17 protein-coding genes are annotated in these 14,099 nt (G+C 41.6%); 10 read left to right on the plus strand and 7 right to left on the minus strand.

The window, feature by feature from the left end:
- Positions 1-186 precede the first annotated feature (186 nt).
- Positions 187-720: a histidine phosphatase family protein gene (locus BN1765_RS07105; RefSeq protein WP_050614458.1), complete on the plus strand. Its 534-nt coding sequence runs from the start codon at positions 187-189 to the stop codon at positions 718-720.
- Between the two features lie 152 nt (positions 721-872).
- On the opposite strand, the gene BN1765_RS19485 is transcribed toward BN1765_RS07105, so the two are convergent.
- The 3 genes from BN1765_RS19485 to BN1765_RS07115 all read right to left on the minus strand — a co-directional run bounded on the left by BN1765_RS19485 (position 873) and on the right by BN1765_RS07115 (position 2,017).
- On the minus strand, positions 873-998 hold the full coding sequence (locus BN1765_RS19485) for a DUF4023 domain-containing protein (RefSeq protein WP_075050786.1): 126 nt from the start codon (positions 996-998) through the stop codon (positions 873-875).
- A 103-nt stretch (positions 999-1,101) separates the two neighbouring features.
- Positions 1,102-1,617, minus strand: a complete 516-nt coding sequence (locus BN1765_RS07110) for an Hsp20/alpha crystallin family protein (protein ID WP_050614459.1) — start codon at positions 1,615-1,617, stop codon at positions 1,102-1,104.
- 214 nt (positions 1,618-1,831) lie between these two features.
- On the minus strand, positions 1,832-2,017 hold the full coding sequence (locus BN1765_RS07115; RefSeq protein ID WP_050614460.1) for a CsbD family protein: 186 nt from the start codon (positions 2,015-2,017) through the stop codon (positions 1,832-1,834).
- Positions 2,018-2,160: 143 nt separating this feature from the next.
- On the opposite strand from BN1765_RS07115, the gene BN1765_RS07120 reads away from it, so the two are divergent.
- The 3 genes from BN1765_RS07120 (at position 2,161) to panF (ending at position 5,116) form a co-directional block, all read left to right on the plus strand.
- Positions 2,161-3,060: a diacylglycerol/lipid kinase family protein gene (locus BN1765_RS07120; RefSeq protein WP_050614461.1), complete on the plus strand. Its 900-nt coding sequence runs from the start codon at positions 2,161-2,163 to the stop codon at positions 3,058-3,060.
- A gap of 335 nt (positions 3,061-3,395) precedes the next feature.
- Entirely contained in the window at positions 3,396-3,665 is a 270-nt protein-coding gene (locus BN1765_RS07125; protein ID WP_050614462.1) for a YhdT family protein, read from the plus strand.
- Positions 3,662-5,116 (plus strand): sodium/pantothenate symporter, encoded by a 1,455-nt coding sequence (panF, locus tag BN1765_RS07130; protein ID WP_050614463.1) that lies wholly within the window; start codon positions 3,662-3,664, stop codon positions 5,114-5,116. The genes BN1765_RS07125 and panF overlap by 4 nt, the downstream gene beginning before the upstream one ends.
- A 76-nt stretch (positions 5,117-5,192) precedes the next feature.
- On the opposite strand, the gene BN1765_RS07135 is transcribed toward panF, so the two are convergent.
- The gene (locus BN1765_RS07135) at positions 5,193-6,755 is read right to left on the minus strand and encodes a glycoside hydrolase family 10-like protein (RefSeq protein WP_050614464.1); all 1,563 of its coding nucleotides are present in this window, start codon (positions 6,753-6,755) and stop codon (positions 5,193-5,195) included.
- Positions 6,756-6,987: 232 nt separating this feature from the next.
- Here BN1765_RS07135 and BN1765_RS07140 point away from each other — a divergent pair, with 232 nt between their 5' ends.
- On the plus strand, positions 6,988-7,488 hold the full coding sequence (locus tag BN1765_RS07140) for a DNA-deoxyinosine glycosylase (RefSeq protein ID WP_050614465.1): 501 nt from the start codon (positions 6,988-6,990) through the stop codon (positions 7,486-7,488).
- Between the two features lie 42 nt (positions 7,489-7,530).
- On the opposite strand, the gene BN1765_RS07145 is transcribed toward BN1765_RS07140, so the two are convergent.
- Together BN1765_RS07145 and BN1765_RS07150 are read right to left on the minus strand one after the other, a co-directional pair.
- Complete coding sequence (locus tag BN1765_RS07145) at positions 7,531-7,737, minus strand: hypothetical protein (protein ID WP_050614466.1); 207 nt, start codon at positions 7,735-7,737, stop codon at positions 7,531-7,533.
- A 332-nt stretch (positions 7,738-8,069) separates the two neighbouring features.
- Positions 8,070-8,828: an SDR family NAD(P)-dependent oxidoreductase gene (locus BN1765_RS07150; protein WP_050614467.1), complete on the minus strand. Its 759-nt coding sequence runs from the start codon at positions 8,826-8,828 to the stop codon at positions 8,070-8,072.
- Positions 8,829-9,285: 457 nt separating this feature from the next.
- Here BN1765_RS07150 and BN1765_RS07160 point away from each other — a divergent pair, with 457 nt between their 5' ends.
- The 5 genes from BN1765_RS07160 to BN1765_RS07175 all read left to right on the plus strand — a co-directional run bounded on the left by BN1765_RS07160 (position 9,286) and on the right by BN1765_RS07175 (position 13,077).
- Positions 9,286-10,287, plus strand: coding sequence for a cation diffusion facilitator family transporter (locus tag BN1765_RS07160; protein ID WP_050614469.1), 1,002 nt, complete (start codon positions 9,286-9,288; stop codon positions 10,285-10,287).
- A 210-nt stretch (positions 10,288-10,497) separates the two neighbouring features.
- Complete coding sequence (locus tag BN1765_RS07165; protein WP_050614470.1) at positions 10,498-11,163, plus strand: phosphatase PAP2 family protein; 666 nt, start codon at positions 10,498-10,500, stop codon at positions 11,161-11,163.
- A gap of 238 nt (positions 11,164-11,401) precedes the next feature.
- Positions 11,402-11,530 (plus strand): hypothetical protein, encoded by a 129-nt coding sequence (locus BN1765_RS20570; RefSeq protein ID WP_261797554.1) that lies wholly within the window; start codon positions 11,402-11,404, stop codon positions 11,528-11,530.
- Between the two features lie 109 nt (positions 11,531-11,639).
- Positions 11,640-11,837 (plus strand): hypothetical protein, encoded by a 198-nt coding sequence (locus tag BN1765_RS07170; RefSeq protein WP_050614471.1) that lies wholly within the window; start codon positions 11,640-11,642, stop codon positions 11,835-11,837.
- 304 nt (positions 11,838-12,141) lie between these two features.
- Positions 12,142-13,077 (plus strand): SH3 domain-containing protein, encoded by a 936-nt coding sequence (locus tag BN1765_RS07175; protein WP_050614472.1) that lies wholly within the window; start codon positions 12,142-12,144, stop codon positions 13,075-13,077.
- Positions 13,078-13,223: 146 nt separating this feature from the next.
- Here BN1765_RS07175 and BN1765_RS07180 read toward each other — a convergent pair whose 3' ends face one another.
- A complete protein-coding gene (locus tag BN1765_RS07180; protein WP_050614473.1) occupies positions 13,224-14,018 on the minus strand; it encodes a PepSY domain-containing protein in 795 nt (264 codons plus the stop codon).
- Between the last annotated feature and the right edge of the window lie 81 nt (positions 14,019-14,099).

Raw genomic sequence — 14,099 nt, forward strand, 5'->3', positions numbered from 1 at the left:
GTCAACGAAGAGTTTCCGCCAGAAATAGCGGCAATCCTGCATGGCCCCTTGAAGATTAATGATATTCTTGATGCTCCGGTTCTCCGGAGCATGTTTTTTTATGGATGTGGCCAATCTTTTTCTTCTATACAATCGACTATATGTACCTTAATATGGTAATAAAATGTATGAAGGAGAAAAGGGAGAATGAAGATTATTTATTGTGTACGTCATTGCGAAGCTGAAGGACAACACCCGTCAGCCAAACTGACGGAACGGGGAAAAAAACAGGCTATACAACTAAAAGATTTCTTTAAAGCTATTCCGATTGAACGAATCGTCAGTTCGCCGTATGTGCGGGCTATAGATTCGGTAAAAGAGCTTCAGCTCGAAAGACGTATCCCTATGGATATAGATGTTCGGCTCGAAGAAAGAAGGCTGAGTTCTGCGCCGCTAGATGATTGGCTGGCTAAACTTGAGGCGTCGTTTCAGGATGAATCCATCAAGTATGACGGCGGGGAATCCGGCAAGGAAGCAATGAATCGCATATCTGAAGTGGTGGAGGAGATCCCGCCTGGGACTACTGTCCTAGTTTCCCATGGGAATTTGCTGTCTTTGTTATTTAAACGGTTCACAGGCAACTTTGGGTTTCGCCAATGGAAGGATATGAGCAATCCCGATCTATACCGGTTAGTGTTAACAGAAGACGGGGCTGAATTGGAGAGAGTCTGGGGGCTATAGCTTGGAATGCAAATGAATATAAGGGAAGGAACATCCTTGAAACCAAAATTGCCGGATTGAAAAGGAAGCAGACGCATTTAAATAGTCAGAAATCGTCTGATAAGGCACTAAAGAAAGGGACAGCTGGTCAGCGGTCCCTTGCAATCGATGTTTTATTGGTTTAGCCGTTTATTGGGCAGCTTTTTTTCGGGATGGCCTTTCCCTTGTGTACGTAAATTCTTCTCTTGTTTTTCTTTTTGGCTATGTAATTTTTCTACGAAATCATGGGTATTTTCCATTTTGGACGACCTCCTTCTTTCATTATTTTTAATATGTCCGCTATCTGGCGCTCACATGCAAAAAGAAAAGCCACAGAAAAAGATTTCCGTGGCTTTGCCTGTATTATTTGTTGGCTTTGGATTGGTTACCGTCCGCTTTTTTTTCTTTCGCGTGATTTTTAACCTCAATACGGTGAGTCTTGTTTTTTTTATTTTTTGGCAACTCAATATAGAGCATGCCGTTTTTTGTATCGGCGGTGATTTTTTCGTCATCAATATTCTCCGGAAGAGTGAATGAACGGTAAAAAGAACCATAAGAATGCTCGACAACATGCATTTGTTTTTCTTCGCGAGTATCCTCTTGTTTTTTCTCGCCTTTAATAATCATCACATTTCCGTCCAGTTCGATATCCACGTTTTCCGGATCTACACCAGGCACTTCCATTTCTACTTTATAGCAGTCTTCCTGTTCTTCGATATTCATGGCCGGAGTGTAGCTGTCCATTTTGTTAAAGAAAGAAGATGGTGATGGCATAAAGGAGCGATCTTCAAAAAAGCGTTGAAAAACATCGCTCAATTCATTTTTGAAATTTTCAACGGGATGGTGATTTTCAGGATCCCAACGGCGGATATCTTTCATGATGTATTCCTCCTATAGAATTAGTATTTTGTTTCAAAAAGTATTTACCCGAAGATTTCTTTGAAAAACTATTTTAAGAAAATAAACGGTGAACGATTTTTGAATTATTAGGGCTGTTTTAAGAATGCACACTAAAAAGCCAAGAACATAATTGTCCTTGGCTCCTTTGAATGTTTGTTGGGGATTTACAAAAAATGCTAATTAAATGGTCATATTATTTTTCGCGATGAAGATGTTCTTTTGCGTCTCCTATCTTATGTTGCGCTTCACCCTTTAATTTATCTTTCTTGCCTTCCGCTTGCATTTTCGTATCATCAGTCAAATTGCCGTACTGATCTTTTAATTCGCCTTTGGCTTTATTCATCATGCCTTTCGTTTTATCGGACATAGAGTTACTCATTCACAATTCCTCCTTCAATTTTGTTTTCTTAAAGGGTATTTACCCTGTATCAACGTTCTTAAACAGAGAAGCGACGCTGAGTAGAGAATCAACTGTTGGGGTAAAGAGAGGTAACGGATTTTACAATTTTGGAGGGAAGTAAGATGAAATGGAAAAACGGGTTAATACTTTATAATGGAAGTGCCGGCCAAAAAGCAGGTAAAGATCTCTTGGGAGTATGTATGCCCATTCTTTCGCCTGAAATCGAGGAATTGACAGTTATGCCGACTAAGGAACAGGGAGACGCCGAAAGAATCTGCCGGGAAAAGGGCGGGGCTGTGGATGTCCTTTTTATCCTTGGAGGCGATGGAACAGTCCATGAATGCATCAATGGGCTTGCAGGCCTGAAAAAAAGGCCGGTGGTCGGCATCTTGCCTGGAGGGACTTGCAATGATTTTAGCCGCGAATTGAACATTTCCCAAAATATAGAGGAGGCAGCAAAGGAAATGCTTGCCGGAGAAATTCGGGAAATCGATATCGGGCAAGTGGATGGCCGTTATTTCTTGAATTTTTTGGGGTTGGGATTAATTGCGGATACCTCAACGAATATAGATTCCGGCCAGAAAAACATGCTGGGGAAGGTCAGCTATTTTCTAAGCGCAATCAAAACGGTCAAACAGGCAGATACTTTTACATTCAAGATGGAATACGATGGAGAAATGATTGTGGATGAAGCGGTCCTTATTTTGGTTGGAAATGGCCGATATATTGGCACTTATCGGATGCCGTTCAAAAAAATCGACAGCAGTGATGGCAAGTTAGATATAGTGATTGTCAAAAACTCTAATTTAGCTGTCTTCAAAGATATCTTGTTTGGGAATGAATACGAGGAACCACATGAACGGACAGATCGGGATATCATTTATTTACAGGCCCGGTCGATAAAAATAGAAACATCTGAAGAAAAAGATATTGATACAGACGGGGAAATTTATATGAAGACGCCATTATCCGTCAACTTACTTCCTAATCATATTCCCTTTCTTTGCCAAACGGATGAATAATAGAAAGATTGCTTTTTTGCCTTTCTATTACATAAAAAAGAAAGAATGAAATTTACGGAGTATAAAAATATAGCAATTATGTTTAAGTCTGTATGTTAAGGGTAATTATTTCTTATAAAATAACTAATGCATCCAAATTCGATGCAATCACATTCTACTATTGTCTGCTCTTTTATGCAGCGGGCGAAGGGAAAGCCCCGGTATTAATCGCCGGGGCTTCCTTTATGCCGTTTTAAGAGCATAGCTTTGGATCAGTTGGATAAGATTGAATATAGACTTAAGGTGGACCATTCTTTTATGATTAGGAAAAGATTTTGGTAGGAGGTTATGCTTTTATGAAAGATCATTTGAGGCGCTATTTCGATCTTGCCCATAAAGAGGCTAAGATCGGAATTGTGCTTGTTGTATTTAATTTTGTATGGTGGTTCGGCTTTGCTTACGGGCTTGGTTCAGATGACCCTGCAGACTATACATATGTGTTTGGATTCCCGGCTTGGTTTTTTTATAGCTGCATTGCCGGATTGGCAGTTATGATTGTTTTGGTAACAGTCATTGTCAAATATGTGTTCAAGGAAGTGCCGTTTGAAGAGGAGGATGGCGAATGATTGCTAATTGGAATGTTATTCTTCCACTATTATTCTTTTTGGTACTCATTTTTTTGATTGGTTTTTGGTCGAATAAGAAAATCCGCGAGTCTCATTCCTTCATCCAGGATTATTTCCTAGGAGGAAGGCAGCTGGGCGGATTTGTCCTTGCCATGACGATGATGGCAACATACGGAAGCGCAAGTTCTTTTATCGGAGGGCCAGGAGTAGCTTATACGAAGGGTTTAGGCTGGGTACTATTATCGATGGCCCAATTGGCAGCCGGTTATTTTGTATTGATGGTGCTTGGCAAGAAATTTGCCATTATAGCCCGCAAGTATAAAGCGGTGACGCTGATTGATTTTTTGAAGCACCGCTATCAGAGCAATACTGTAGTCATTTTGGCGGCAATCAGCATAATTGTGTTCCTGTTTTCGGCGATGGCCGCCCAGTGGGTTGGCGGCGCTCGATTGATTGAATCGCTGACTGGTTTGTCATATACTGCTGCACTTTTTATTTTTGCCGTCTCTGTATTATGCTACGTCATTATCGGCGGTTTTCGGGCAGTAGCCCTGACGGATGCTGTGCAAGGTTCCGTCATGTTTATCGGCACGATTGTTCTGTTGATTGCAACTATTATAGCAGGTGGCGGCATTTCGGCCATTATGCATGATTTAATGGCTGAAAACCCGGCTTTGTTAACGCCTTTCGGAGCAGAAAGAGACCTAACGCCACTCTATGTATCTTCTTTCTGGATTCTGGTGGGGGTAGGTTTGGTCGGATTGCCGCAAATGTCAGTGAGAGCCATGAGCTATAAGGATGCTAAATCGATGCACAGAGCGATCATCATCGGCACTATCGTAGTAGGGACGATCATGCTTGGCATGCATTTGATTGGTGTCTTGGCCCGTCCTGTGATACCGGGCATAGAAGTTGGGGACTTGGTTATGCCTACGTTGGCGTTAAAAGTGCTGCCTCCTTTTTTGGCTGGAGTGGTACTGGCTGCACCGATGGCAGCCATCATGTCAACGGTCGATTCTTTATTGATCCTGGTAGGTTCAGCGGTAGTGAAGGATATTTATCTGAATTACATAAAGCCGGAAGCTTCGGAAAAACAGGTAAGGAAAGTCAGCTTTTGGGTGACTTCAATCATTGGGGCGGCAGTTGTCCTTTTTGCATTAAGCCCGCCTGATTTATTGATTTGGCTTAATTTGTTCAGCTTTGGGGGACTTGAATCTGTGTTTATATGGCCCGTTGTTTTCGGCTTGTATTGGAGTGGGGGCAATAAATATGGAGCTGTCAGTTCAATGGTGGCCGGGATGGGCGCTTTTATTCTATTTGACCGGTTCTATCCCAATCCTTTTGGTATGCATACGGTGGTTACGTCAATCGCTATTTCACTATGCATGTATGTTGCGGCCAGTTTATTGACCGCCAAAAAATGCGGACGGTGTGATATGCTGAACGTGTAATAAAAAAGCTCTGGACAGATGATTGTCCCGAGCTTTTTTATTAGGTTGTTTTATTAGCCGGAAATAGAGAAAATCGTTATCGCTTGGCTTGTACATATATGGCATCTAAGCTTTCAAGGCCATATGGAGAAAGGGATGTGACTCCGTATGTATAGGTTTTGCCGGCCTGTGCGGTGGAATCGATATAGGTTGCAACTCCACTTTGATTATAAACGACATCGAGAAGAGCGGCAGGTGATTGGATACTGCCGGCTTTATTACCCAAAAATCGATAAATGGCATATTTTCGCGGCTGGTTTTGGCTTTGGCCGCTGATCGATAGATTGATTCCCGATTTATTGGCCGTTGCTTTTACAGTTGCCGGCTTAGGCGGACGGCTGTCGGCGGCATTGCCGAAGGCAGGTGTCAACGCTTGATGCATATACATTTGTTGTTTCACGATGCTCATATATCCTAATGCATTTTTTTGGATATTTTTCAGCGAAAAATGCATTTGTCCTTTTACATAAGCATTGCCCCGGTTCATTGATATCTGGTTAGCCAGCTCCATTTTGTTGCGCCATGCTTTATCGCTGTCGTTGTTTACTTTATAATCGGCCAGCCCGATATATAGATTCACAGGGCGGGCTTTGGCATATTGCTTGATTTCATTTGCCCACCAGCTGACAAGCGTTGAATAGTTGGCGGCTGACAGGCTTCTGGACCAATAAATCTGCGGAGTGACGTAATCGATGCTGCCGTTTTTGATCCACTGGCGGGTATCAGCATATAGATCGTCATAATTGTTTACGCCTGCTTTTGTATCGCTTCCCGTTTTGTCGAGTGATTTATTGCGCCAAACGCCAAACGGCGATATGCCGAATTGCACCCATGGTTTTACGCCTTTAATGGCCGAATACAGGTTGCCGACCAGTTGGGTGACATTATCACGCCGCCAGTCTTCTATCTTTGTATACGATTGTCCGTACTCTTTGAAAGCAGCTTGGTCAGGGAAGGACTGGTTTTTGATCTTATAAGGGTAAAAATAATCATCCATATGGACGGCATCAATATCGTAATTGGACACTAATTCCTGCATGGCGGCAATCAAATAATCCTGCACTTCAGGTATGCCCGGATTAAGATAATATTGCTGGCCGTATTTAACGACCCATTCAGGGTGTAAGACAGCGATATTATTCCTTGCAAGGCTGGATAGCGGCTGTCCGGGCATAGTCACCCTGTAAGGATTAACCCAGGCATGCAATTCCATGCCTCGCTTATGGGCTTCCTCCGTCATGATCAGCAGGGGATCATAGCCGGGATTTGTTCCTTGTTTTTTTCCGGTGGCAAAAGAAGACCAGGGAGATAATTTAGATGGATAAAGGCTGTCATTGGTTGGCTTGACCTGGAATATGACTGTATTGAATCTATTTTTCTTCAGTTGGTCAAGCGTCTGGCGGGACCATGCCGTGAATTGGGGTTTTGACATGCCGGCTTTCATGTCAATATTTTGTACAGTCGCAATCCACGCAGCCCGCATTTCTGCCTTAGGCATCGGCTTGGCTGCCTGCGTTTCTGCCGGCAGAATAGAGAACAACAAAACAAGTGATAGAGTTAAGAGAAAACCGACTCTTGTAAAATAGCTTTTTTTTCCCATACTGCTTTCCTTTCCCATTAAAATTCCGAAACTATTGCTGATTTAATCCAGTCAGCAGTATTCGTAGTTTTGGTAAAATATTTTTATATTGTCATTAAATACCAAATATATTATATGCGCGAAGTGGATTGGTGTCTAGTAAAAGAGCAGAGTTTGATAGACGCATAGGAGGGGGCGCTTGCGACAGGGGCTTATATCTTATTAAAATGAAAGAAAAAGGGGTGAGTTCTTGATGGCGGAAATTCAATCTTTAGCGCCTATAGCTGGCCCGGATGCCAGGGTGCTGATCCTTGGTTCCATCCCGGGGGTTGAATCATTGCGGAAGCAGCAGTATTACGGCAATCCGCGCAACCAGTTCTGGAGAATCTTTTATACCATTTTGGATCTGCCTTTTGAGGATGACTATCCAAAGAGGCTGGATGATGCCCGTAAAAGTTGTATCGCCCTTTGGGATGTCATCGGGCAATGTTACAGAGAGGGGAGCCTGGATTCAAGCATCCGCAGAGAACAGCCGAACGACTTAGCGGCTTTCATAAAGGTCCATCCACAATTGAAACTGATCGCATTTAATGGAACTAAGGCATACGCTACCTATCAAAAATATTTCGGCAAGCATCCATTGCCCGGTGTCAGCCTGTTAAGCCTTCCCTCCACATCACCGACGCCGGGACGGTATAATAAAACGTTTGAGGAAAAGTTGAAGTGTTGGAAGGAAATCAAGGAGTATTTGTAAATAGGGCAAAGAAAAAGAAGCAGCTGCGCAATAGCCAGCTGCTTATTCTTCGCTTGATGAGGTATCTTTGGTATGGTGCTTGTCTTTTTCATCCTTCACTTTTTGATTCAATTCTTCTACAGGGATGGGATCGACATTCCGTTCACTTTCGAACTTATCGAAAAGGCTTTCTTTTTCGGTAGGATATTGTTCTGGATGATCCATATTACTTTTACGCAGTTTTTGAGTGTTCTTGTTTTCTTTTTCCATAAAAGCGCCTCCTTTTGGCATTTATTGTATTATACCTTTCAAGGCGGCTTTTAAACTTTATTTTGATTAATAGAATTATATTTTTATACGATTTATTTCCAAGTAAATCTGCATCGTCAGTAATTCGTGTATTTTTTAAAGGGGCTGAATCGTTTTTTCACAATATTTAAATGGTTTTCGTATTTAGGGTAAATCATTTTTGTATGCTTTTTTTACGGGTCTTGTTGGGTTTGGAGATATATTGCAACTATGGGGTAATGCATCGTTTGTTTGGTGAAATAAGGAAAAGATCTTCAAAAAATTTTGTGTTCCTCTGAGAGTATTTTTAATCTTTAACGGACGAATGTATGCCCTCCGTTTAATTCGATTGTTTGGCCTGTGATAAATTTTCCATCTTCACTTGCAAGGAACACAAGACCCGGTGCGATATCTTCCACAGGGTCGCCCAATCTGCCCATTGGTACGGGAGCCATGATAGCAGCATATTTCTCTGGCTCTGCTTCCATGAATGCTTTGGCCGCAGGCGTCATTGCTCCAGGTGATACAACGTTTACTGTTATATTGTCTTTCCCCCACTCGCGGGCAGCGACACGAGTAATGGCGCGGATTGCCTCTTTGGCAGAGCCATAAGCCGTAAAACCTGTAAAGCCCTCAATGCCGGTATCAGAGCAGACATTAATGACACGGCCACCATTTTCCTTCATATAGGGATAGCAAGCCTGCATGAAATACAGAGTCCCGAGCGGCCCGGTTCTCCAGGTGATTTCCATATCACTGGTGGTAACTTCTATTAAAGGCTTGGATCTCGCAAGGCCTTGGGCATTATTAACAAGAATATCCACAGTTCCAAATGCCTCCACGGTCTGTTTTACGGCTTCATTCACTTGCTCTTGGTTGCTTACGTCGGCAGCCACCGCAATTGCCCTTCCACCATTTTCTTTTATTTCTGCGGCTGTCTGCGCGGCGTTGTCCCCGTTAAGGTCTACGATTGCCACACAAGCGCCTTCTTTAGCGAACACGGTTGCGTAAGCTTTCCCCAAGCCTTGGCCGGAGCCTGTCACGATCGCTACTTTTCCCGCTAATTTCTCCATTTTAACAATCCTCCTATTTGGTTTTGTCTTGAGTACATTTCTCTTTCATTGTAATTAATCGGGTGGCTAAAAAGAAAATAAAACACTTTTATTGGTATTTTTTCCGTATGTGACAACTTTTGGGAAGGATGAAAAGGCCTTACAAAGAACAACTAGGCATTCAGAGGTTAAAAAAGGAACAACCAATAGAAAAATGCAGTGTAATCGGCGGCAAAAAAGAATGGCTGTTGGGCCGGAACGCTTTTTGCAAAAGGAATGCTTAAAAAGGAATAGTTTCAATAAGCGATACTCAGGGAAAAAAGTAAGCAAACAGATTTGTATAAAATCCAGTTCTGTTAGTAAGGATAATGACAAAGGATTTCCAATCCGTTTGAAAATGTATCCTTCAAGCATCACGTACCAGTTTTTTTCGTGAGTTGGTTATAATTAGAATGACAAGATAAAAAAGGGGTATTTTATGAAAGAATTGTTGATGTTGTTGAGAAAAGGGAATAAATCGGCATTTATCGCCGCTATAGTGAATGCCGTCATAGCCATCATTAAGGCCGTTGCTTACGTACTGACCGGCAATGTCGCGATGTTCGCTGAGACTCTGCACAGCCTGGGGGATGCAGCTAACCAATTTTTCGTATTTGTCGGATCGGCGTTGAGTAAAAAAGCACCGACTGATCGCTTTCCGAATGGGTTCGGCCGATTGGTTAACTTGGTCCTTTTGGGTGCCGTTCTGATTGTTGGAATCATGTCATACGAGACCATTAAAGAAGGCTTCTCCCATATTTTCCATCCTACAGAAAGTACCGGTTTCCTTATTTCAGTTACCGTATTATCAGCGGGTATTCTGTTGGAAGGTTTTGTTTTGCTGAAAGCAATGAAAGAAATTGTCCATGGAGCTGGCCTGCAATCGAAAGGACTTGGAATTGTGGCAGATAGTTTCCGCCACTTTTCAAAAGCAAAACCTGCTACAAAGCTAGTCTTCCTTGAAGATTTTGTTGCGACAAGCGGGGGGGCATTAGCTCTGATTGCCATTATTATTTCTCACTACACACCTTTTCATCAAGCGGAAGGCATTGCTTCAATCCTTATCGGCCTTATGATGTTCTTTGTCGTAGGGAAAGTATTTTTGGATAATGCAGCTGGTGCCCTAGGTGAAAGTGATGAAGAAATGGAGGCCCATATCGGGAATATTATCATCAATGATCCCGATGTAGCGGATATTGAAGATTTGGCTGTCATGAAAGAAGGGGAGAGCGTCCATGTGGAAGTCGAGATTGAAATTGATCCTCATATGACGATCGCACAGGCTGATGTCATCAAAGATCGACTAGAAGCTAAGATCCTAAGCCAGCCGGGCGTATCCGATGTTATTATCGAATTTGACCAGAACGACGGTGTCCAAAATTGGAATAATGAGAATATTGATCGGGAAAAACAAGATAAAAACACTGATTTGAAATCATAAACCATCCGAAAAAGAGCCATTTATGAATTGGCCACAAAAAGCTAGATTTTTCAGCTCTAACTTTTTGGGCACAGTACATCATCATGGTTCTTTTTCTTTATGTTCCTTCATTATAGCCAGTATTTCATTTTGTTATTTCCACTGAGGGAATGGTATAATCTAAAAGTTAAACATTTATGATCAAATATTTAGAACGTTGGGGTAATTTTTATGAAGAAAAAATTTCTTTGGGTGTCAACAATTGTGTCGCTTGTGGTTTTTGTGATATTTTCAATTCTCACCAGCAAAAATGGTGATCTCGCATTCGATAAAGCTATTATGTCATGGATTGACAGAATCAGTTCACCGGGCTTGGAGAATGCAATGGATATGATAACGATTGTAGGAAAGAGCGAAGTCATCTTGTTTCTTACACTTCTCATCGCGGCTCTTTTATTCTTTATGAAGAAAGACTGGCTGAACAGCCTTTTCATTATCTTTATTACAGGAAGCGGCGTTGTCTTGAATTATGTGCTGAAGATCCTGTTTCATAGAGAACGGCCCGATGATGAAATCAACTATATTGAAGCATTTGGCCATTCGTTTAAGATGATATCTTACAGTTTTCCGAGCGGGCACACGATGAGAATCTCTTTAATTGTGGCTTTCTTGATTTATCTTTGTATCATTTATCTCCGCCACAAATGGAGTAAAGCGCTATGGATCACCTTACTTTCCTTTATCTTGATTGTTGTCGGTTTCAGCCGCGTAGTATTGGGGGAGCATTTCCCATCTGATGTTGTTGCTGCTATCTCCGCTTCTTTCGCATGGTTTAGTATTTGCTTGCTAGTTCTTAGCAGCATTCATTGGAAAAGATTCAGGAAGCGCCAAGGATGAGCAATCTAAATAGATTTCTGTTCGATAAATGGGTTTGCGAACATAATGTTTGAATATTTTAATTAGTCATGTTATAATTTAAGGATAAACTAATAGTTTATCAGTTGCTCCGTAACGATTCGGCCAATACTTTTATTGGCCGATTTCTTCATTTGTTTGCCGAACATCTAAGAAAAAAGGTTTAAAGGCAAACAAGAATGGTTAATTAGACATTATAGAAAGAAAGGAATGAATTAGTATGAAAAAACAAAATGCAATTTTAAAAGATCCAAATACAGTAATCGTTTGCCGAAATGATGAAGAATTTCGCCAGTTATTGCAATGCTTAGGAAAACGAAAAGAAAGCGAGCAGGTGACAGCAAAATAATTTGCTTTCACACCTGCCTTCCCCTTCCTTCCTTCTTCCTCAGAATATCGCCTATCAGCCAATACCTTCCGCCTTTATTTCAAAACAGCTATTTTAAAACGATGAATGTATGAAAAGCCAAAAACTGAATAAAACATTAAGGTACAAAACAACAGCTGTTCGGCTGTTGTTTTTTGATGTTATCTTATTGAATGAGCAGGAAACGCCGCTTTCCATCCTTTTATGCTTTGGAGCGTGGATTGAGGTAATTGGTTCTGATATGGAATTATGTCTGTCTCTTTTTCAAAATACCATAGCCGGCGGATAAGCGGGGGAGGCATCGTGTGATATGAAAAAGGAAACGGCGGCAAGCAGCGAAGACACTGAGCAACATAGAATCGATGTCCTTTTACAACGAAACCAACTCCGCAATGGCTTAGGTGATTATACCTGTTTAAAGGACAATTGGCGTTGGGAGTGTTGAACCAAAACAAATTTTAGTCGTTTATTCGCATGTTTTTTGGGCTTTTTATAGGGATATAGTTCGTTGTAGAATATGTCGAATCCTGTAAAATATGGAATCAGTAGTTATGAATTGAATGTAGCACTAGTCAAGGGAGGCTTAATTTTTTATGAGAAATAAGGTTTTAATAGGATTTATTGCGTGTTTAATGATCTTAGGCGCACTGGTGCCAATACAACCAGCTGCAGTTGCGGCGGCAATCGGAAAGGCGACCGTCGACGCCGACTTATTAAATGTACGGGAAAAGAACAGCACTGCCTCTAAAAAAGTCGGCAGCTTGAAACGCGGACAGGTCGTGGAAGTATATGCCAACCTGACAGGAGGATGGTCGCAAATCAACTTTAATAACAAGAAAGCGTATGTATCAACTGCTTACTTGCGTCCGGTCAAAGCAACCTCAACCCGTATAGCTACAGTCACGGTAAACGTCCTGAATGTACGGGAGAAAGCCAGTGAAACCTCTAAAAAAGTCGGGTCGCTTGCACATGGGACTTCTGTCCAAGTAACAGTGAATTTGACCAATGGATGGACAGAAATAATCTACAACAAAAAGAAGGCATTTGTCGCTAGCGCCTATCTATCCTTTGCTGCGGCTTCATCGCCTGCCACCTTTAAAAAAAATCCGGCAAAAATCTATCAATACAAAAGCATGGATGGCGTCCATACATATAAAAGCGATGGGAAAAAGTACAATAAAACATGGATCATCTGGAACGGACAAGGACCTAAATACCGCCAAACAGTCGTTGAGCAGGAAACAAAAGACGGCCTTCTTAATGGCTGGCCCAACTCTTCATATGAAACTACACTGAAGTATCCCTTAAAAGTAGGTACCACTTGGGTTGAGTCCTATGAAAACGGAACGACAGCCCAAATCCTCAGTCTGACAAAGAGCGTCAAGACCCCGGCAGGTACGTTCTTGAATGTAGTTGAAGTAAAAAACTCAGAGGGGAAGATTTCTTACTATGCGCCTAATGTCGGCTTCGTGCAGGAACTGACGAATGGCAAGGTAACGAATCAATTAATCAAAATTTCTGCTAAGTAATAAAAACCGGAGGGGAAAATATCCTCCGGTTTTTATCATTTTAGTATAGACTATACCCATCCTCAAAAAAATAGATTGCCGAAATGTTTTTCGGCAGTCTATCTCTTCTAATTCAAATTTTCAACAATCAAGTCTGATGCCCATTCTCAATCATTTTCGACTTCCAGGATGCCTTTATTGTTGGCATCCACTTTTATCTGCTGTTTAGCACCGGATTTGTCCACGACATCAATCTCGTAATAAGTCATATCGCCTTCACGTTGCAGTTCCCAGGAGGTTGCCTTTCCATTGCCTTTTTTTTCGGCTTGGGAGACAGCTTCACTGCTATCAATCAAACGATCAAGGCTTAATTTTTTATTTTGCCGCTCTGTTCCTATTTCATCTGCATCAAGGTTTTCACTATCCTGTTTGAGCACTTGCTTTGTATTAGTATCGATTTTAAGGTCTTTCTTATTCGTGTTGGTCATCATTTCAATTTCATAGACATATCGGTTTCGATCTTTCTCTAGTTGGATTTTAGTTAGGTCGCCTTCACTTTTCATTTTCGCGAGCGTTATGGCGTCTTCGACAGACATATCTTCCTGTGCAGATTTCAGGTCCACTGTATGTACATTGCTTTTGGCAGTTTCCACTGTCCGTTCACTATGGTGGCCATTCTCTTTATGATGGTCGCCACTGTCATCTGTGGAGCAACCTGCCATTAGAAAAACAAGGGCTAATGAAGTAACCGTGTATTCTAAACCTCTCATTTTTATCACCTCGTAATAATCAAATACCACGGGCCTGCCGCCATTAAACAGAAAAAGTGTGAACAATTGAGCATATGTAAGGAAAGCCTCAGGTTCAGCATTCAATAACTGGTTTCTAAAGGGAACTTTCATGTTTGGGTTACCCGGATTATTCGTTAAACGAATGGGATCCTTCATTTTTCCCACTAGCATTTCTGCCTCTTTGCTCTCATGTTGAAGTGGAAGTTTTATAATGAAAACGAAAAAATGTCATAAAAAATTCAAAATATTTGC

It is taken from the genome of Bacillus testis, from assembly GCF_001243895.1.
Taxonomy (GTDB): Bacteria; Bacillota; Bacilli; order Bacillales; family DSM-1321; genus Bacillus_AD; species Bacillus_AD testis.